We start from the raw sequence: 18,246 nt of genomic DNA on the forward strand, positions 1-18,246 counted from the left end.
GAGGATTGTCGTGACTCGCATCCTTGTGGCGGGCGCCGGGATCGCCGGCCTCACCACCGCGCTCGCTCTCGGCCGGGCCGGGTTCGCGTGCGACGTGATCGAACGTGCGAACGAACTGCCCACTTCCGGCGGCGGCATTCAACTCTCGCCCAATGCCACCGCGGAGCTCGAGCGGCTCGGTGTGACGCTGCCGCCAGCGGACGTGGTCCACCCGGCCGGGCGCAAGCTGATGCGGTGGCGGGACGGCCGGGTGCTGGGCCGGGTGCCCCTGGACATCTACCGGTCGCCGTATCTGACCGTGCGCCGGGCGACCCTGTGCCGTGCGCTGCTGGCCGAGGTGCAGCGCGTGCAGGGGCCGCGGGCGGTGCGCTTCGGGGTGCGCTGCACCGGCGTGGGCGTCCCCGGCTCAGCCGGCCCGGGCACTGACCGCGATGCGGGCGGTCAGCGCGGCTCGGGCGGCCGCCCATGGTCCTGCGCGGAGGGCTTCGCGCGGTTGAGCGACGGCTCCTTGTGGACGGGGGACTTGATTGTCGGTGCCGACGGGTTGCGGTCGACGGTTCGGGACGGCGTGGATCCCGCGCCCGTGGGGCACAGCGGGTGGGCTGTCTACCGGTGTGTGATCCCTGCCGGCAGGGTCGGGTGGGGGGCCTCCGGGATCCCGGGGACCCGGCGGGGGCGTGCGGGGCTCGGTGCCCAGGGGGAGCGCTTCGCGATCGGTGGGCAGGGGACGGCCGAGGTGCGGGTGTGGCTCGGGCCCGGGCGGCATTGCGTGGTGTATCCCATCGACGGCGGGCGGGCGCTGAATCTCGTGGCCGTGGTGCCGGCGCCGGTGCCGCCCCGGGCCGGGCGGGAGGTCGTCGCGGCGGAGATGCTGGCGGAGTTCGGCGGGTGGGATCCGGTGCTGCGCGCGTTGATGGCCGTGGCGGGTCGGGTCGAGCTGCACGGGCTGGCGATGCGGCCGGCTCCGAAGTCGCGGTTCTCGGGGCCGGTCGTGCTGGTCGGGGACGCTGCTCAGCCGATGCTGCCGTTTCTGGCTCAGGGTGCCGCGCAGGGCATCGAGGACGCGGTTGCTCTCGTCGCCTGTCTGCGCGACGACCGTGGGCGGATGCCCGCCACAGCGTCCGGGTGGCGGAACGGACTTGCGCGGTATGAGCGTTCGCGCATGCCGCGGGCGGCCCGGGTCGCTGCCATGGCCGCGGCCGGTGCCGTGGATCACCACCTGCCGGACGGGCCGGCGCAGCGGGAGCGTGACGCCCGGCTCGCTGCGGGGACGGCGGAGCTCGACTGGCTGTACGCCCCCGGCGCGGCGGCGGTGATGTCCCGATGATCCCGGCGGCGCAGCACGGTCGTGAGCCCTTCTCCGGTACGGGCGGAGGCGGACGGCCCGCGGAGAAGCCGCGCCGATGGCCGACCCGGGCAGCGCACGCGCGGCAGGCGCGGAGGATGCGCCGACGCCGGGTACGGCGCGGGCGGCAGGCGAGGAGTGTGTGCCGGCGGCGGGTGTCAGGCGAGGGGTTTGTGCCGAGGGTCGGTGGCGTGCGGGCGGCGGGCGGGAGGGGTGCGGCGATGACTGGCGGCGGGCGGGCGGCGGGCGCAGAGGGCGCGCCGATGACTGGTGGTGGTCGGGTGGCAGGCGGAGGGATCGCGTTGGTGACGGGGGCGGGGCGGGGGATCGGGGCTGCGGTGGTGCGGGCGCTGGTGGCGGACGGGTACACCGTTGCGGCCACCGACCGGGAGCCGGCGATTGTGCGAACGAGCAGAACGCGCATGTTCGTTCTGGACGTTCGCGACGGGGCGGCTGTCCGGGATGTCGTTGCGCGGGTCGAGTCGGAGGTCGGGGCGATCGATGTGCTGGTCAACGTGGCGGGGGTGCTGCGTACCGGGCCGGTGGTGGACACCAGTGACGAGGACTGGGACGACGTGTTCGATGTGGACGCGGCAGGGGTCTTCCGGGTCAGCCGGGAGGTGGCGCGGCGCATGGTGGCCAGGAGGCGGGGCGCCGTGGTGACCGTGGCCTCCAACTCGGCCTCGGTTCCTCGGGCGCACATGGCGGCGTACGCGGCGGCCAAGGCGGCGGCTGCCCACTTCACCCGTTGTCTCGGGGTGGAGCTGGCGCCGTACGGGATCAGGTGCAACGTGGTCTCGCCGGGATCCACCGACACGGCCATGCAGCGGGGCCTGTGGGACGACCCGGTGACCGGGGCGGCCGGCGTTGTCGCGGGGAGTCCCGGGCTTTTCAAGCTGGGCATTCCGCTGGGCCGGATCGCCGAGCCCGAGGACGTGGCCGCGGCGGTGGCGTTTCTCGTGTCGGAGCGGGCGCGGCACATCACGATGCACACGCTCACCGTCGACGGCGGGGCGTCACTGGGAGTTTGACGATGCGAGGGGATGGCGGGCTGTGGGCGTACCTGTGATCGGGGAGTACGCGATGCCGGGGGCGCGGGAGATCCCGGAACCGGTGGTGGGATGGCGGTTGGAGGCGCGGCGGGCGGTGCTGCTCGTGCATGACATGCAGCGCTACTTCGTGCGGTTCCTGCCGGCGGGGCGGTCGCCGACCGTGGAGCTGATCGCGAACGTGCAGCGGCTGTTGCGCGCGGCGCGGGCGGCGGGGGTGCCGGTGATCTACACCGCTCAGCCGGGGGACATGAGCCGGGACGAGCGGGGATTGCTGCACGATTTCTGGGGGCCGGGGATGAGTGGCGCGGCCGAGGACCGGGCCGTGCTCGACGCGGTGGCGCCGGCGGCGGGCGAGTGTGTAATCACGCGGTTTCGATACAGCGCGTTTGCGCGTACCGATCTGGCGGAGCGGCTGGGGGAGCGCGATCAGCTCGTGGTGTGCGGGGTGTTCGCGCACATCGGGTGTGTTGCGACGGCGGCGGATGCGTTCGTGCGGGACGTGCAGCCGTTTCTGGCCGGCGACGCGCTGGCCGGTTTCAGCCGGGCCGATCACCTGCGGGCGCTGCGGTGGGCGGCGAGCAGCTGCGCTGTCACGGCGTCGACGGCGGCGTTGACCGCGGACCTGATGCACGAACGCGCAGAAGCCAACTGACGAAACGCGCACAGAGGAAGGACTCCCGCACAGCCGGCTGCCGGAACGCGCGCACAAAGGAAAGGACTCGCGCACAGCCGGCTGACGAAGCGCGCATACAAGGGACGCGCACACAAGGGAAGGGAAGGGGACGCGGACAGCCGGACGGCGAAGCGCGCGGGCGGGAGGAAGGGCACGCGCAAGATCAGGGGTGGGTGTCGCGGATCAGGGCGGCCAGTTCCACGCGCGACGCCACGCCGAGCTTGGGGAAGATCTGGCGCAGGTGGAAGTTGACCGTGTGCGTGGTGCGGCCGACCCGCGTGGCGATCTGCTGGTTCGTGAGGCCCTGCCCGGCCAGCAGGGCGATCTCCCGTTCGCGCGGGCTCAGCGCCGCCCACCCCGGCGCCCCCGCCGGCGCGGCCCACCCCGGCGCCCCCGCCAGCGCGGCCGCCACCGGGCGCGGCAGATCGGCCGACACGGCCCGGCGTACCAGATCGTGGGTGAAGGTCAGCAGCTCCCCGTCGCCGGCCAGCAGCCCCGAGTCGAGCAGTTCGGCCACGGCCGGCACCACGTGCAGCGGCGGGACGGCGAGCAGGCGGGTGAGCTGCACCAGCGGGAACGCCGCCCGTAGCGTCGTCGCGGCGTGCGCCAGGTGGCGGGCCTGCGGGGAGAGGGCGGCGAGCTGTTCCTGGACCCACCCGGCCGTACGGGCGGGAAGCCGCACCGCGGTCAGCGTGACCGGCGTTCCGGGCCGGCCGCCGCGCAGCAGGCCCTCCTCCTGGAGTCCGGTGATCAGGTCGTGGAGCACCCGCGGCCGGCCCGCGGCGACGCGCAGCAGGTCGGCGAGGTCGCGTCCGGGCTCGGCGCCGAGCAGGCCGGCGGTCAGGGCGGTCGCCGCGGCCGGGCCGAGCGGCGAGAGTGTCACCCGCCGCACGCGCGGGGAGGCGAGGCGGTCGAGCGGCACCGGGTCGTGGCCGGTGCGGGCGGTGAGGACCACGAGCACGGGTACGGAGTCCGCGAGCCGATCGAGCCCGTCCCAGTCCGCCGCGGCGATGCGGTGCGGGTGGTCGCTGCAGACGACGAGCGTGGATCCCGCGGCGGGGCGGTCGGGCACCTCCGCGACGACTTCGTGTCCCCGGTCGCGGGCCGCGGCGGCCGTCTCCCGCAGCATCCGGGAGCGCCCGCTGCCTCCGGGGCCGGTCAGGAGGAGCACCGAGAGTTGCCCGGCGCGGGCGTCGTCGAGTGCCGCCCAGGCGAGGCGGAGCTCACGGTCGCGTCCGGTGAGGCGTCCCCGCGGTGTGTCCAGGCGCGTGGCCATCGGTCCTCCCTCGGCTGGCGCGGCCCGGCGGTGGGCCGATCGACACGACCGATGGTGGGGCGAGGCGGCGGGGGAGACCGGCCAGAAGTAGGAGATCCGGGGAGGAAGTCGGGTTGCCGACGGGAATGTCCGGGCGCGCGGGCAGGGTCATCGCGCGTCGCCCAGCCGGCGCAGGGCCGCGGGATCCAGGATCACCACCCGGCGGTATCCCGTCGCGACGAGGTTGCGTTCGCGCAGCTCGCCGACGGCCTTGTGCATGGTCGCCTGGGCGATGGCGATCATCGTGGCGAGCTCGGGCTGGCTCAGCGGCACGGTGATCTCGATGCTGCCGTCGGGGCGTTCCCTGCCGCACACCTCCGCGATCTCGGTCAGCACCCGCGCCAGCCGCAGGTGCGCGGGGAACGCCGCGAAGTCGCTCCGCCGGCGGTTGGCCCAGCGCAGCTGGCGGACCACGGCGGCGGTCACCGAGGTCGCGGCCTCCGGGCGGCGGCGCAGGAAGGCCTCGAAGTCGGCGCGGGGCACGAGCACCGCACCGACCCGCCCGCACGCGGTGACCGTCGCGTTGCGCGGTTCGCCGGTGAGCACGCCGATCTCGCCGATCACCTCGCCGGGCAGCCGGATGCCGAGCAGCGTGGCGAGCCCCTCGACGGCCGTGGTCACCTTGGCGAAGCCGGTCAGCAGCAGGACGGCGTGCGCCGCGACCGCGCCCTCGCGCAGCATGACCGTGCCGGAGGCGTACTGGCGGCGCACTCCCATGGCGAGCAGCTCCGTCGCGGTGCCGGCGGCGAGTCCGCCCAGGAAGGTCGCGGCCGCCCACGGGCCGCCGGGGCGGGCGGGATCGTCCGGCATGGAGCAGCTCCAGCGGTGAGGTCCGGCGGCACGGCCCCGCCAGGTAATCACGCCGGGGGATCGACGGCAACGGACAGCGCGTGCCATCGGCCGGCCCGCGGGCCCGCGAGCCGGGCCGGCGGGGGCCGCCCGGTGGTGAGGCCCCTCACTCTTGTGGAGTGACTAGTTGACCTCTGCCTATTTTCGATGGGTGACACGGCATCTCATGGGCGCGCAGGAGATCGCGAAGCGGCTCGGGCTGAGCAGGCAGCGCGTTCAGCAGCTGATCGCCCTGGACAGCTTCCCGGCGCCCTTCGACGTGCTCGCCATGGGCCGTCTCTGGCGTCGCGAGGATGTCGAGAGGTGGATCCTCGCGTGCCGTCCCGAGCTCGCGGACGGCCCCAAGCCGCGCCGCAGCGGGGTCAAGGAGCCCGGCCAGGGCAAGGCCTCCGGGTCGGCGCGCCGCGCCAAGCGGCCGCCCTCCGGGTGACGGCTCAGGAGAAGGCTTCGACCAGCAGGACGACGCCGACCACGGCGCCGAAGCCGATGATCAGACGGCGGAGGAGGGCCGCGGGCAGGCGGCGGGCCAGGCGGGCGCCCAAGACGCCGCCCACGACGGTGGCCGGGACGAGAACGGCGACGGCGGCCCAGTTGACCGGGCCGAAGATGCTGTAGATCAGGACCGTGGTCGAGCCGACCACGGCGGACAGGACGTTCTTGAGCGCGCCGATGCGCTTGATGCTCTCGTCGAGGACCAGGGACAGCCCGGCGATCAGGAGGACGCCCAGGGCGGCGTTGAAGTACCCGCCGTACAGGCCGCACAGGAAGACCGTCAGGTGCAGCAGGAGCGCCGCCTTGCGTGGCGTGTGCCGCTCCGGATGTCCGGTGAGCCCGCGCAGCTTGGTCTGGAAGGCCATCATCGCCGTCGCGCCCAGCACCAGGAACGGCACCACGTAGTCGAACGCCTCGCGCGGCGTGAGCAGGAGCAGCGCGCTGCCGCCCAGGGTGCCGGCGACCACGGTCGGGATGATGCGCAGGATCCGCGGGCGCTGGCCGGTCAGCTCGGGCCGGCTGCTCAGGGCGCTGGCGAAGTAGCCGGGGGCGACCGACAGCGCGTTCGTGACGTTCGCCGCGACGCCCGGCAGCCCGATGCCGACCAGGATCGGGAACGAGATCAGTGACCCGCCGCCCGCGATCGCGTTGATGCCGCCCGCCGCCAGGCCCGCCCCGAGCAGGGCGAGCGCTTCCCAGATGCTCACGCTGAATACTCCACGTTGCCGTCCACGATCGTCGCCAGCACGCGACCGTCGTATAAATCAGAAATGTCTGAAAGGGGGTCCACGGACAGTCCCACGATGTCCGCGGGATCGCCTACCCGGATCCGCCCGGTCGAACCGAACCCCGCCACGGCGGCCGCCCCGAGGGTGAACAGGTCGAACGCCTCAAGAGCGCTCACCGCCTGCCCCGGCCCGAGAGGTTGATCCACACCGCGCACCCTACGGGTCCGCGCCTGCCACATGCCGTGCAGCACCGACACCGGCGGCCCGGGCGCGTCCGAGCCGCCGCCCACGAGCACGCCCGCGTCCAGCCAGGAGCGCAGCGGGTTCGCCTCGGCCGCCCGCGCGACACCCAGCCGCCGGATCAGCCCCGCCCCGAAGTCCCATTGCAGCGCCGGATGGGCCGACACCGCCACACCCAGCGCCCGCGCCTTCTCCATTGCCGCCGCCGACGGCCCGAGATACGCGTGGATCAGATGACAGGGCGCCTGCGGCCGCACCTCGGAGAGAACATCCAGCACCAGGTCGATCGCCGCGTCGCCGACCGCGTGCACGCCCACCCCGCGCGGTGCCGACCGCACGGCCGCCACCAGGTCGTCCCGCGACACCGTCTGGTTGCCGTGATAGCCGTCCGTGCCGGGCCACGGCGTGGACAGCAGCGCCGTCCCCAGCGACCCGCCACCGTCCAGAAAGATCTTGGTGGGCCCGAGACGCAGCCGGTCGGACTCCCCAAGCGTGGGGGACGCGACGCCGTGCGGCATGGCCACGATCCGCGCCTTCAGCTTTCCGGCCGAGGCCAGTTCCGAGTACGCGACCAGCCCGCCCCCGTCCACCGCCGGATCCACCGCCGTCGTGATCCCGTGCCGCAGCAGTTCGTCCTGCGCCGCCGCGATCCACGAGGCGCGGTCGGCCACCGTGGCCTCGGGCATGACCGCCCGCACCAGCGCCACGGCGGGGTGTTCCACGAGCAGCCCGGTGGCTGTCCCGTCCGCCTCCCGCTCGATGCGGCCGCCCGGAGGGTCGGGAGTGTCCGCCCCGATGCCCGCCCGGCGCAGCGCCGTCTCGCTGACCTGCGCGTCGTGCCCCTTGATGTCGATCACCACGCCGACGCCCGGGGCGGCGGCCTCGAGCTCCGCCGCGGACGGCAGCCGCCCCTCGCCGTGGAAGTCGGCCTCGATCCACTCCCGCTCCGGGTGTGCCGCGGCGAAGCCGGCCACCGCGGCGAGCACCCCGGAAGCCGAGGGCAGATCGAGCCGTGCCGCCGCCCGGCCGGCCCAGAGCACGTGCACGTGGCTGTCCACGAAACCGGGGGCCACGTGGGGAAGGTCCAGCACAGGCGTGCCGGCCGGGACCTCACGTCGTACCGAGGAAAGGTCACCGACCCCCACGATGCGGGAGCCGGCGACGGCGACCGCCGAGGCAACCGGCTGGTCCGGGTCTTGGGTCCGCACCCGGCCCGTGATGAGCAGATGAGTCACAGAACGGCCGCGATGCCGTCGGCGCGCGGATCGCTCGCGGCGCTCAGCACGCCGCCGGAGAGCCGCGCGACCTGCACGTGACCGGCGTCGTCGTGCAACCCGGTCGTCGTGACGACGTCGAGGTCGAGGCCGGCGGCGGTCTCGGCGAGGGATGCGGGGAGGCCGGGCTCGAGCACGAGGGTGTACTGGTCGTATCCCACGTCGCGGCTGCCGATGACCCAGCGGGGGCGGCCCACGACCGCGGCCGGGTCGGGCCCGGCGAGCGTGTCCGCGGCGACCTGCGCGAGGATCCACGGCTGGGAGCGGCCGCCCTGGCAGCCCAGCGCCAGCACGGTGTCGCCGGTCAGGGCGATCGACGGGCACAGCGTGTGCGGCGGGCGGGCGCCGGGGGCGATGCGGCCGGGGTGGCGCGGGTCGAGGCTGAACATCGAGCCGCGGTTGTGCAGCACGATGCCGGTGTCCGGCTCGAGCAGCCCGGAGCCGAAGCTCTGGAACACGCTCTGGATCAGCGTGACCGCGGTGCCGTCCTCGTCGACCGCGGTGACGGCCACGGTGTCGCCGGTGGGCTTGGGCCCGGCGGCCACCGGCGCGAAGGCCCCGGTCGTCCGCAGCAGGAGGCCGTCCACGTCCACGTCGCCCGTGCGCGGGTCGCCGAGCAGCGCGTCGCGGGCCAGCTGCGCGCGGCGGGAGGTGGTCAGCAGGTCGGCGGCGCCGAGCACGGCCAGGAAGGTGGCGCCCTGACTCGGCGGGGGAGCGGCGTACCACCGGGCGCCGTGCGCCTCGGCGGTGAGCGGCTCGGTGACCTCGGCGGTGTGCGCGGCGAAGTCGTCGGCGGTGAGCGGGCTCCCCAGCGCGGCCAGCCCGGCGGCGAGCCGGTGGGCGAGGTGGCCCTTGTAGAACGTGCGCCAGTTGCGCGCGATGGCCGTCAGCGATGCGGCCAGTGCGGGCTGCGCGACCGTGTCGCCCTCGCTCAGCCCGCCGAAGACCGCGGACAGCCCGGCGTCGGCCTCGACGATGTCCGCGCGATCGCGGATGGTCCGGGCCAGGCCGGCGCTGACCGGGGCGCCGGCCGAGGCGAGCTCGATCGCCGGGGCGAGCCGTTGCGCCCAGGACAGGCGGGCGCCCAGGTCGGCGAGGGCGGCCCAACCGGCGACCACGCCCGGCACGGTCACGCTGAGCGGGCCGTTCATGGGCATGCGCTCGCCCGCGGCGCGCAAGGCGGCCACGTCGACGTTCCGCGCGGCCGCACCGATCGACAGCACGGCCCGCGGTGCCCCGCCGGCCGGGCGGACGACGGCGATCAGGTCGCCGCCGATGGAGCACTGGTGCGGGTAGACGACGGTCAGCGCGGCCGCGGCGGCCAGGGCGGCGTCGAGCGCGTTCCCGCCCGCCGCCACCGCGGCCCGCCCGGCCTCGACCGCCGCGGGGTGCGGCGCGGCGAGTGCAACAGACACGGTCATGCATCCCTCTTGATCAGGATGGCCCGCGTGAAGGAGCCATCGGCATCCACCAGCTTCGCAGGCAGGCAGACCAGCTCGTAGTCCCCGGGCGGCACCGCGTCCAGGTCGGCGTTCTCCAGGATGAGCAGCCCGGCCCCGAGCAGCACGTGGTGCGCGTCCCAGGTGTCGGTGCGCGAGTGGCTCTCGATCGTCAGGTAGTCGATGCCGACCAGCTCGACACCGGCGTCGACGAGCGCCTTCGCGGCCTCCGGGGACAGCCCGACCCAGGAGGGGGCGCGCTCGGTCTCCTTCAGCGGGCCGGCCGAGTTCGACGTCTTGAACAGGATCCGCTTCTGCTCGCCCGGCAGCCCGGCGGCCGCCAGATCGTCCACGGTGATGTCGCCGGTCAGGTGGGTCATGTCCGCCACGACGGCCGGGCCGACCAGCGAGTGGAGCGACACCTTGTCGATCGGGGTGGCGCCGTTGACGAAGTGCGCGGGCGCGTCCACGTGGGTGCCGGTGTGCGCGCCGAGCCGCCAGCGGGTGACGTTCGAGGCGTCGCCGTTGTCCACCGACTCGACGATCTCCACCTCGGGCTTGCGGCCCCAGTGCAGCATCTGCGGGTGGATCGGCAGGGTGATGTCGAAGATCTCCATGAGCTTGCCTTTCAGGGACGGTGCGCCGCGGACGGCCACGGCTCGCGGACGGCCTTGGACACCGCCGCGGCGGTGGTGGACACGCAGCGGTCGAACTCGGCCTTGCCGTGCTCCGCGTTGGCGGTCTGCACGTCGCGGCCCCACACCCCGGTCTCGCTGACCTGGTCCATGCGGTAGTCCCAGAACGAGTCCACGTCCTGGTGCGACACCGCGCGGTCCATCCGGACCAGGTCGGGGCGCAGGTGCAGCATCACGGACGTCTCGAAGAAGTTGGCGTGCATCAGCCCGCGGCCGTACGTGACGTGCCCGTCGACCTCCGGCCCCGGGTACATGGTCACGTAGCCGATCGACCGGATCCGCGAGTCCTTGTGGCGTACCCGCAGCTTCTCGGCGGTGACGTCGAGCGAGCCGCTGTTCCAGATGTGCCCGCTGATGATGACGAACTGCCGGATCCCGCTCGCGTGCAGCGAGTCGATGATGTCCTCCATCATCGCGATCACCGTCTCGGGGCGCAGCGCGATGGTGCCGGGGAAGTCGCCGTGCGAGGCGGACACACCGTAGGACAGCGTCGGGATCACCGGCACGCCCGTCTGGGCGGACACCGCTTCGGCCACCGCGGTGACGATCGTCGTGTCGACCGACAGCGGCAGGTGCGGCCCGTGCTGCTCGATCGCGCCGATCGGGATGATGACCGCGTCACCGGCCGCGCCGGCCTCCGCGAAGGTCTGGTCCTCCCAGTGCACTGCGTTCACCATGCTCGCCTCGTCTTCTCCGGCAACAGGTCCAGCGCCTTCATCGGCGCCGGGCCGTCGTCGGTGGTCAGCCAGACTGTCGCGTCCGGGCTGTAGTCACTGATCAGTTCCCGGCACACCCCGCACGGGGCGATGATCCGGAAGGTGTCCGCCGGCTTGATCTGCACCGACACCACCACGTCCACGTGCAGCGGCGTGCCCTGCGGAAGGCCGCCCCGGGCCGCGCCGAGCGCGATCCCCTCGGCGCAGATCGAGCTGCGGCGGCACGAGCCCTCGAGGTGCACACCCGTGAAGACACTGCCGTCGGCCGTACGCAGGGCCGTGGCGACCTCGTGCCGTCCGTGCACGTACACCTTCTCCAGCAGTTGCTCGGCGAGCCGGAGCAGTTCCACGTCGGCCGGGGGCATGTACTGCGGCGCCCTGACCGGCGTGATCACTTCGCGTCCAGCTTGAGGATCCGGGCCATGTTGCCGCCCTCGATCTTGGCCCGGTCGATGGCGTCCGGCACGGCCTTGGCGATCTTCATGCGCTCCAGGTCGAAGTCGGAGCCGGGCCACTCGGTGCCGAGCAGGATCTGGTCCGGGCCGATCCGGGCGTACGCGCGCTTGACGTCCGCGATCAGCGTCGCCGAGGTCTCCAGGTAGATGTGCGGATTGCGCTCCGCCACGATGATCGCCTCGGGCACGTTCCACACGGCGCCCATGTGCGCGATGATCGTCGGCACCTCGGGGTGGCCCTTCGCGATCTCCTCGATGGCGAGGGGCGCACAGAACGCGTCGTCCAATGCGTTGATCAGCACCGGCAGGCCCACCTCGGCGCACTTGTCGAACACCGGGTCGAGCAGCCCATGATCGGCCACGTGGTAGCCGTGCAGGCTCGGGTGCAGCTTCAGCCCCGACAGGCCTTCTGAAGCGATCCGCTCGATCTCGTCGAGGGCGTCGTCGGCCTGCGGCATCACCATGCCGAAGCCGAACAGCCGGTCCGGGTGCTTCTTGACCAGGTCGATGATGAAGTCGTTCTCGATGCGCTGGGCGAGCGAGCAGACCATCGCCATGTCCACGCCGGCCGCGTCCATGCGGGTGAGGATCCGCTGCGGGTCGAACGGGGTGTACGGCGGCGGCGCCTGCCCCGGCCGGGCCCCGGTCAGATAGTCGGAGCGCCCGCGGACGTCCTGAGTGGTGTTGTACGCATCGATGATCAACTGACTGGCTCCCTCAAGGACGAAACGGGGATGAGCGGAAGGTGGCAACGGACGGAACGACCCGGCTGGATCTCGGCGAGCGGCGGTTCGGTGGTCCGGCACTTGTCGATCGCCAGCCGGCAACGGGTGTGGTAGGCGCAGCCCGGCGGCGGCGCGGCCGGGTCGGGCAGCTCACCTTCGAGGACGATCCGCTCGCGGGCCGGCTCGGGATTCAGCTGCGGCACCGAGGACAGCAGCGCCTCGCTGTACGGATGGGCGGGCGCGGCGAAGAAGTCGTCGCGCGGCGCGATCTCGATGATCCGGCCCAGGTACATGACGGCGACCCGGTCGGCGACGTGCCGCACCACGCCCAGGTCGTGCGAGATGAACAGCATGGTCAGCCCGCGGTCCCGGGTGAGGTCGGCGAGCAGGTTGATGACCTGCGCCTGGATCGACACGTCGAGCGCGGACACCGGCTCGTCGGCGACGATGAACCTCGGGTCCGGGGCAAGCGCGCGGGCGATGCCGATGCGCTGGCGCTGGCCGCCGGAGAACTCGTGCGGGCGCCGGTCACCCGCCTCGGCGCCCAGGCCCACGAACTCCAGCAGCTCGGCGGCCTTCTTCCGCGCGGCGGCCTTGTCGGCGCCCCGAGCGCGCAGGAGCGGCTCGGCGATGATGTCGGCCACCTTGCGCCGCGGGTTGAGCGAGCCGAACGGGTCCTGGAACACCATCTGCAGCTCGGCGCGGGTGCTGCGCAGCAGGGTGCCGCGCAGGCCGGTGATGTTGAGGCCCCGGTAGCGCACGGCTCCGGCGCTGGGCTCGATCAGCCGCAGCAGCGCCTTGCCCAGCGTGGACTTGCCGCAGCCGGACTCGCCGACGAGTCCCAGCGTCTCGCCTTCGTACACCGTCAGGTCCACATCGCGTACGGCGCGCACCCGATTGGCGAACTCGACGCGGAGACCCTCGGCCTCCATCAACGGTGTGGTCATGGGACAGCCACCAGGTTCCTGTCGGGGCCGAGCACGCACGCGTCCAGCTGGCCGGGTTGTCCGTACCGATGGGTGAGAGCCGGCGGGGCGGGCAGGCAGGCGTCGTGGGCGAACGCGCAGCGCGGGGCGAACGCGCAGCCGGGCGGGCGCGTCACCCCGGTCAGCGGGCTGCCCGCGATGGCCGGCAGGCGGTCCTGCGCCGGGCCGTCGATGCGCGGCACCGAGGACAACAGCGCCTTCGTGTACGGATGCTGCGGCGCGAAAAGCACCTGGTCCCGCGTGCCCTGCTCGACGATCCGTCCCGCGTACATGACGGCGACCCGGTCGGCGACCTCGGCCACCACGCCCAGGTCGTGCGTGATGAGCACGATCGTGGTGCCGTGGTCGGTCTGCAGCCGCTTGAGCAGCCGCAGCACCTGCGCCTGGATGGTCACGTCGAGCGCGGTCGTCGGCTCGTCGGCGATGAGCACGCCCGGCTCGTTGGCCAGCCCGATCGCGATCATCACGCGCTGCCGCATGCCGCCGGACAACTGATGCGGGTACGCCTTCGCGCGCTGCTCCGGGTTCGCGATGCCGACCTCGCGCAGCAGCTCCACCGACCGCGCCCAGGCCGCCTTGCGCGACAGCTTCTGGTGCATGCGCAGCATCTCGGAGATCTGCGCGCCGACCTTCTGCGTCGGGTTGAGCGCGGCGAGCGCGTCCTGGAACACCACGGCGATGTCCTTGCCGCGCACGGTCCGTAGCTCGTCCTCGCTGGCGCCGATCAGGTCCTTGCCGCGCAGGACCGCCGTCCCGCTGATGTGGGCACGCGGGCCGCGGTTGAGCCCGACCAGGCTCATGCTGAGTGCGGACTTGCCCGATCCGGATTCGCCGACGATCGCCACCACCTCGCCGGCGCCCAGGTCGAGGTCCACGCCGCCGACCGCGGGCAGCCGCCCGCCCGGCACGTCGAACTCGACCCGCAGCCCGCGGATCGACAGCAGCGGCTCACTCATGCCGCGATGGCCTTCTCGATGAACGCCACCACGGCCCCGGGGTGCACGCGCGTCGTGAAGTGGCTGCCCTCGATCTCCTCGACGGTCATGCCCGCGTGCGAGGACATGTCGCGCTGGATCTCCGGCCGCAGCGTCTTGTCGTCCGCGGCGACCAGGTAGTACGCCGGGACGGTCCGCCACGCCGGCACGCCGGTCGCCTGCGTGTAGATGAGGTTGGAGACCTGCCGCGACTCCTCGTCCCACGCGCGGCGCTGCGACGGCGCCAGGTCCCAGGCGATCTCGGCGTAGTACTCCTCGGTGTGCTCCGAGGACCACTCGCCGTCGGGGCCGCGGCGCATGAACTTGGAGACCTCGGCCGGCGGGTACTTCTCGACGATGCCGTTGACCGTCTCGCCCTCGTCCGGGGCGAAGGCGGCCACGTACACGAGCGCCTTGACGCCGGGCTCGCGGCCGGCGTTGGTGATGACCGCGCCGCCGTACGAGTGCCCGACCAGCACCACGGGCCCTCCGCCGAAGGACCGGATCGCCTCGACGGTGTTCGCGACGTCGTCCTCCAGGGACGTCATCGGGTTGGTCACCGCCACGACGTCGTGGCCCGCGTCGCGCAGCAGGGGCGCCACCTCGGTCCAGGTCACGGGGGTTCCACCGGCGCCGTGGACGAGAACGATATTCATGCTTAAGCCTTTCGGAGCCGGGGGTCGAGGACGAGGTAGAGCAGGTCGACGACGACGTTGACCAGCACGAAGAGCAGCGCGATGGCCAGCGCGGCGCCCTGCACGACCGGGTAGTCGCGCTGCAGGATCGCGTTGACGAGCTGGTTGCCGACGCCGGGATAGCTGAAGACGGTCTCGGTGATGACCGACCCGCCGAGCAGCGAGCCGAACTGCAGGCCGAGCACCGTGACGATGGGCAGCGACGAGTTGCGCAGCACGTGCCGGCGCAGGATCTGCCCGCCGGACAGGCCCTTCATCCGCGCCGTACGCACGAAGTCGTCGCCGAGCACCTCCAGCACCGACGCCCGCACGATCCGCGTGATGAACCCGGCCATCGACAGGGCGAGCGTGGTCGCGGGCAGGATCAGGTGCTGGATCCACGGCCACACGAGCTCGGGCCGGTTCTGCAGGATCGCGTCCAGCAGCACGAAGTTCGTGAACGGCTTGTAGTCCAGCTGGTTGGGCAGCCGCCCGATGACCGGCAGCCAGCCGAGCCACACGCCGAAGACGACCACCGCGAGCACGCCGAGCGCGAACCACGGCAGCGAGAAGCCGATGGTGCCGACCGTACGCAGGGTGCTGTCGACCCACGTGTCCTTGCGCAGTGCGGCGATGACGCCGGTGACCAGGCCCAGCACGACGGCGATGACCATCGCGGCGACGGTCAGCTCGATGGTCGCCGGCAACGACCCGCCCAGCAGGCTGGTCACCTTGGTGCCGCCGAAGAACGACGAGCCCAGATTGAAGGTCACCAGGTCGTGCAGGAAGTCGCCGTACTGGTGCAGCAGCGACTTGTCCAGCCCGAGCGCCTCGTTGATGCGCGCCTGGTTGCGGGTGATCTCCGCGGCGCTGGTGTCGCCGCTCGCACCGCCGGCCGCCAGCGAGGTCGCGGGGGATCCCGGCAGCAGCCGCATGGCCACGAAGACGATGCTGGCGAGGAAGAACAGCACCACGGGTACGGCCAGCAGCCGCCGCACGATCAGCCACGGCGTGCCGAGGCGCTGGCGCAGCGACGGGCGCACGGACACGGGTGCTACGGGTGTGACAGTCATCGCGAACCCCGGGGGTCGAGGGCGTCCCGCAGGTCGTCGCCGGCGAAGTTGCAGGCCACGACGAAGATCAGGGTGGCGGCGGCGGGCAGCACCACCAGCCGGGGCGCGGTGTAGAGGAACTCCTGTGCCGCCTGGACCATGTAGCCCCAGTCCGGCGTCGGCGGCTGGATGCCGAGCCCGAGGTACGACAGGCCGGCGGCGAACCCGGCGGCCACCGACAGGGTCATGACGACCTGGGCGAGCAGCGGGCCGGCGATGTTCGGCAGCACCTCCTGGCCCATGATGCGCGGCGCCCGGGTGCCGCCGAGCCGCGCGGCGAGCACGTAGTCGCGGCCGGCCTCGCGGGCGGCCAGGGCCCGGGTCAGCCGGGCGAGGCCCGGGGCGAGGGAGACGCCGACGCCGACCACCAGGCTGGGCACGCCCGGCTTCCACGCCGCCACGATCAGGATGATCAGCAGCATGGACGGGAACGCCAGCGCCAGGTCCATGACGCGCATGAGGATCCACTCGACCTTGCCGCCGTAGTAGCCCGCGACCAGTCCCGTCGCCACGCCCAGGGCCGCGGCGAGCGCCGTGGACAGGAACGCGACGAGCAGCAGCGGCCGGGCGCCGTGGACCATCCGGGCGAGCATGTCGCGGCCCAGGTCGTCGGTGCCGAGCAGGTGCCCGGCGGAGCCGAGCGGCAGCAGGGCATCCGCCGTCTGCCGGGTGGGATCCGCGCCGACGACGATCGGACCCACGAGCGCGATCAGGACGAACAGCACCACGACGGTCCACGAGACAGCGGCCAGCGCCGACCGGGCGACCCGGCGCCGCGCGTACGCGGACCGCAGTCGCCCGGCCGGAACCGGCCGCGCGCGCAGGGCTTGCTCAGACACTCGCCTTCTCCATGAAGCACCGGTGGCTGCCGAGGGCGGCGACGTTCACGCCTTCCACCTTCGCGCCCGTGACCACCGGGTTGCAGGAATACGCCAGCATCGAGAGCACCATGTACTTCTCGGCGTACGAGCGCTGGATCTCGGTGTACTTCGCCGTCCGCTCGTCGCCGTTGGGCATGTTCTTCGCCTCGGTGAGCAGCGTCGCGTACTCGGCGGAGCCGTCGAGGGTCGCGAAGCCGGTGGCGAAGTCGCCGTAGACCCCCGAGGGCAGGGCGATCGAGCCGATCATGTTGTCCGGGTCCGGCACGTACGAGTTGCGCTCCCAGATCATCAGGTCGTGGTACTCGTCCTCGGCGTCGGCGACGCGGCCGAAGTAGCTCGCCGGGTCCACCGAGTCGCTGACCACCTTGAGCCCGATGTCGGTGAGGTTCTGCGCGACGATCTGGGCCGCCTTCGGGTGCCAGCTGTCACTGGCGGCCATCAGCTTGACCGTCCGGCCGGTGGCGCCGGCGGCCTGGATGAGCCGCTTGGCCTCGTCGAGGTTCTGCGTGCTCAGGTCGGCCAGGCTGGGATCGTGGCCGGGCTGCGACGGCGGGATCGTGTAGCCGACCGGCAGCGCGCCGGTGCCGAAGAACGCCTGCTGCAGGATCGCGTTGCGGTCGACGGCGAGGTTGATGGCCTTGCGGACGTCCAGCTCCTTGATCCGGCGCGCGTCGATCATGAGGATCGCGTCGAAGCTGTACGGCGTCTCGTGCACCGTGACGGCGTCGTTCTTCTTGAGCTGGTCGAGCGACGAGTACGGCGCGAACTGCGTACCCCCGATGTCGCCGGAGATCAGCGAGCTGACGATCGTCGACGGGTCCTGGACCTGCTGGAGCACCAGGCGGTCGATCGGGGGCTTGCCGAGCCGGAAGCCGTCGAAGGCCTCCAGGGTCACCGACTGGCCGCTGGTCGCCGCCGAGAACTTGAACGGGCCGGTGCCGACCGGGTTCTTGCCGATGTCCTTGCCGTACTTGTCCAGCGCCGCCTTGCTGATGATGCGGCCGCCGATGTCGGACAGGCGGCCGAGCACCGTGGCGTCGGGGGCCTTGAGCTTCATCACGACGGTGGTCGCGTCGGGCGCGGTGAGGCTCGCGACGTTCGCGCCGAGGCTGCGCAGGGGCCGCGAGGAGCCGTCGGGCAGCGTCTTGTCGTTCTCGTCGAACTGCCGGCCGAGGCTGGCGAGCACGTCGGCGGAGGTGAAGTCGGTGCCGTCGTGGAACTTCACGCCGGTGCGCAGCTTGAACGTGTAGGTGAGCTTGTCGTCGGACAGTGTCCAGCTCTCCGCCAGGTCGGGCTGCGGGTCGTTGGACTCGAACGAGATGAAGGTCAGGCCGCGCATGACGCAGTCGACGGCCATCCAGTCGCCGAGCGTGGTGTAGAAGGCCGGATCGATGACCGCGCTCGTGCCGTCGACCGCGAGGGTCAGGGTGCCGCCGCTGCGGCCGCCCTCGGTCGAGTCGTCGTCGTCCGCGGCCACGCCGCAGGCGCTGAGCAGGCCGGTGAAGCCGAGCCCGGCGCCCATGCCGAGCAGGGCGCCGCCGCGCAGGATCGATCGTCGGGAGAAGGAGCGGGTTGCGAGGGAGTCCGTCATCGGGGGCTACTCCTACATCCAGCAGAAATA

The 18,246-nt window shown here is 72.7% G+C and carries 19 protein-coding genes; 4 read left to right on the plus strand and 15 right to left on the minus strand.

From position 1 onward, the window contains the following. Window positions 1-10: 10 nt before the first annotated feature. The 3 genes from RBH18_RS03905 (at window position 11) to RBH18_RS03915 (ending at window position 3,049) form a co-directional block, all read left to right on the plus strand. Window positions 11-1,327: an FAD-dependent monooxygenase gene (locus RBH18_RS03905; protein WP_306204494.1), complete on the plus strand. Its 1,317-nt coding sequence runs from the start codon at window positions 11-13 to the stop codon at window positions 1,325-1,327. Between the two features lie 281 nt (window positions 1,328-1,608). Beyond that, window positions 1,609-2,376 carry a 2,3-dihydro-2,3-dihydroxybenzoate dehydrogenase gene (locus RBH18_RS03910; RefSeq protein WP_306204495.1) on the plus strand — a complete coding sequence of 256 codons (768 nt, stop codon included), beginning with the start codon at window positions 1,609-1,611 and terminating at the stop codon, window positions 2,374-2,376. A 34-nt stretch (window positions 2,377-2,410) separates the two neighbouring features. After that, entirely contained in the window at window positions 2,411-3,049 is a 639-nt protein-coding gene (locus tag RBH18_RS03915) for an isochorismatase family protein (protein ID WP_306204496.1), read from the plus strand. A gap of 184 nt (window positions 3,050-3,233) precedes the next feature. Here RBH18_RS03915 and RBH18_RS03920 read toward each other — a convergent pair whose 3' ends face one another. Together RBH18_RS03920 and RBH18_RS03925 are read right to left on the minus strand one after the other, a co-directional pair. Then, window positions 3,234-4,346: a helix-turn-helix transcriptional regulator gene (locus RBH18_RS03920; protein WP_306204497.1), complete on the minus strand. Its 1,113-nt coding sequence runs from the start codon at window positions 4,344-4,346 to the stop codon at window positions 3,234-3,236. A 147-nt stretch (window positions 4,347-4,493) separates the two neighbouring features. Continuing rightward, complete coding sequence (locus tag RBH18_RS03925) at window positions 4,494-5,195, minus strand: Crp/Fnr family transcriptional regulator (RefSeq protein WP_306204498.1); 702 nt, start codon at window positions 5,193-5,195, stop codon at window positions 4,494-4,496. Window positions 5,196-5,385: 190 nt separating this feature from the next. Here RBH18_RS03925 and RBH18_RS03930 point away from each other — a divergent pair, with 190 nt between their 5' ends. Beyond that, window positions 5,386-5,664: a helix-turn-helix transcriptional regulator gene (locus tag RBH18_RS03930; protein ID WP_306204499.1), complete on the plus strand. Its 279-nt coding sequence runs from the start codon at window positions 5,386-5,388 to the stop codon at window positions 5,662-5,664. 4 nt (window positions 5,665-5,668) lie between these two features. Here the strand turns inward: RBH18_RS03930 and RBH18_RS03935 are convergent, their stop codons facing one another. Genes RBH18_RS03935 through RBH18_RS03995 form a run of 13 tightly spaced genes read right to left on the minus strand, consistent with a single transcriptional unit; the run spans window position 5,669 to window position 18,216 of the window. Next, window positions 5,669-6,433, minus strand: coding sequence for a sulfite exporter TauE/SafE family protein (locus RBH18_RS03935; RefSeq protein WP_306204500.1), 765 nt, complete (start codon window positions 6,431-6,433; stop codon window positions 5,669-5,671). Continuing rightward, window positions 6,430-7,902 (minus strand): amidohydrolase, encoded by a 1,473-nt coding sequence (locus tag RBH18_RS03940; protein ID WP_306204501.1) that lies wholly within the window; start codon window positions 7,900-7,902, stop codon window positions 6,430-6,432. The genes RBH18_RS03935 and RBH18_RS03940 overlap by 4 nt, the downstream gene beginning before the upstream one ends. Window positions 7,903-7,925: 23 nt before the next feature. Then, window positions 7,926-9,389, minus strand: coding sequence for a gamma-glutamyltransferase family protein (locus tag RBH18_RS03945; RefSeq protein ID WP_306204502.1), 1,464 nt, complete (start codon window positions 9,387-9,389; stop codon window positions 7,926-7,928). Continuing rightward, complete coding sequence (locus RBH18_RS03950; protein ID WP_306204503.1) at window positions 9,386-10,024, minus strand: cyclase family protein; 639 nt, start codon at window positions 10,022-10,024, stop codon at window positions 9,386-9,388. The genes RBH18_RS03945 and RBH18_RS03950 overlap by 4 nt, the downstream gene beginning before the upstream one ends. Window positions 10,025-10,035: 11 nt before the next feature. Then, on the minus strand, window positions 10,036-10,779 hold the full coding sequence (locus RBH18_RS03955) for a creatininase family protein (RefSeq protein WP_306204504.1): 744 nt from the start codon (window positions 10,777-10,779) through the stop codon (window positions 10,036-10,038). Next, the gene (locus RBH18_RS03960) at window positions 10,773-11,213 is read right to left on the minus strand and encodes a cytidine/deoxycytidylate deaminase family protein (protein ID WP_306204505.1); all 441 of its coding nucleotides are present in this window, start codon (window positions 11,211-11,213) and stop codon (window positions 10,773-10,775) included. The genes RBH18_RS03955 and RBH18_RS03960 overlap by 7 nt, the downstream gene beginning before the upstream one ends. Beyond that, window positions 11,210-11,977 carry an amidohydrolase family protein gene (locus tag RBH18_RS03965; protein ID WP_306204506.1) on the minus strand — a complete coding sequence of 256 codons (768 nt, stop codon included), beginning with the start codon at window positions 11,975-11,977 and terminating at the stop codon, window positions 11,210-11,212. The genes RBH18_RS03960 and RBH18_RS03965 overlap by 4 nt, the downstream gene beginning before the upstream one ends. After that, window positions 11,974-12,945: an ABC transporter ATP-binding protein gene (locus RBH18_RS03970; RefSeq protein ID WP_306204507.1), complete on the minus strand. Its 972-nt coding sequence runs from the start codon at window positions 12,943-12,945 to the stop codon at window positions 11,974-11,976. The genes RBH18_RS03965 and RBH18_RS03970 overlap by 4 nt, the downstream gene beginning before the upstream one ends. Then, window positions 12,942-13,940: an ABC transporter ATP-binding protein gene (locus tag RBH18_RS03975; protein ID WP_306204508.1), complete on the minus strand. Its 999-nt coding sequence runs from the start codon at window positions 13,938-13,940 to the stop codon at window positions 12,942-12,944. Before RBH18_RS03975 ends, RBH18_RS03970 begins: the two co-directional genes overlap by 4 nt. Beyond that, complete coding sequence (locus RBH18_RS03980) at window positions 13,937-14,614, minus strand: alpha/beta fold hydrolase (protein ID WP_306204509.1); 678 nt, start codon at window positions 14,612-14,614, stop codon at window positions 13,937-13,939. Before RBH18_RS03980 ends, RBH18_RS03975 begins: the two co-directional genes overlap by 4 nt. 2 nt (window positions 14,615-14,616) lie before the next feature. Then, window positions 14,617-15,705 (minus strand): ABC transporter permease, encoded by a 1,089-nt coding sequence (locus RBH18_RS03985; RefSeq protein WP_306204510.1) that lies wholly within the window; start codon window positions 15,703-15,705, stop codon window positions 14,617-14,619. Next, on the minus strand, window positions 15,702-16,583 hold the full coding sequence (locus tag RBH18_RS03990) for an ABC transporter permease (protein WP_306204511.1): 882 nt from the start codon (window positions 16,581-16,583) through the stop codon (window positions 15,702-15,704). The genes RBH18_RS03985 and RBH18_RS03990 overlap by 4 nt, the downstream gene beginning before the upstream one ends. Then, window positions 16,576-18,216: an ABC transporter substrate-binding protein gene (locus tag RBH18_RS03995; RefSeq protein ID WP_306204512.1), complete on the minus strand. Its 1,641-nt coding sequence runs from the start codon at window positions 18,214-18,216 to the stop codon at window positions 16,576-16,578. The genes RBH18_RS03990 and RBH18_RS03995 overlap by 8 nt, the downstream gene beginning before the upstream one ends. Between the last annotated feature and the right edge of the window lie 30 nt (window positions 18,217-18,246).

Origin of the sequence: Actinoplanes oryzae, assembly GCF_030757795.1 — a bacterium.
GTDB lineage: Bacteria > Actinomycetota > Actinomycetes > Mycobacteriales > Micromonosporaceae > Actinoplanes.

Excerpts from the sequence above, each read along its gene's own strand:
- RBH18_RS03910 (WP_306204495.1), top strand. The coding sequence starts at position 1,609 with ATGACTGGTGGTGGTCGGGTGGCAGGCGGAGGGATCGCGTTGGTGACG.
- RBH18_RS03920 (WP_306204497.1), bottom strand. The coding sequence starts at position 4,346 with ATGGCCACGCGCCTGGACACACCGCGGGGACGCCTCACCGGACGCGAC.
- RBH18_RS03925 (WP_306204498.1), bottom strand. The coding sequence starts at position 5,195 with ATGCCGGACGATCCCGCCCGCCCCGGCGGCCCGTGGGCGGCCGCGACC.
- RBH18_RS03945 (WP_306204502.1), bottom strand. The coding sequence starts at position 9,389 with ATGACCGTGTCTGTTGCACTCGCCGCGCCGCACCCCGCGGCGGTCGAG.
- RBH18_RS03950 (WP_306204503.1), bottom strand. The coding sequence starts at position 10,024 with ATGGAGATCTTCGACATCACCCTGCCGATCCACCCGCAGATGCTGCAC.
- RBH18_RS03955 (WP_306204504.1), bottom strand. The coding sequence starts at position 10,779 with ATGGTGAACGCAGTGCACTGGGAGGACCAGACCTTCGCGGAGGCCGGC.
- RBH18_RS03970 (WP_306204507.1), bottom strand. The coding sequence starts at position 12,945 with ATGACCACACCGTTGATGGAGGCCGAGGGTCTCCGCGTCGAGTTCGCC.
- RBH18_RS03975 (WP_306204508.1), bottom strand. The coding sequence starts at position 13,940 with ATGAGTGAGCCGCTGCTGTCGATCCGCGGGCTGCGGGTCGAGTTCGAC.
- RBH18_RS03980 (WP_306204509.1), bottom strand. The coding sequence starts at position 14,614 with ATGAATATCGTTCTCGTCCACGGCGCCGGTGGAACCCCCGTGACCTGG.
- RBH18_RS03985 (WP_306204510.1), bottom strand. The coding sequence starts at position 15,705 with ATGACTGTCACACCCGTAGCACCCGTGTCCGTGCGCCCGTCGCTGCGC.
- RBH18_RS03995 (WP_306204512.1), bottom strand. The coding sequence starts at position 18,216 with ATGACGGACTCCCTCGCAACCCGCTCCTTCTCCCGACGATCGATCCTG.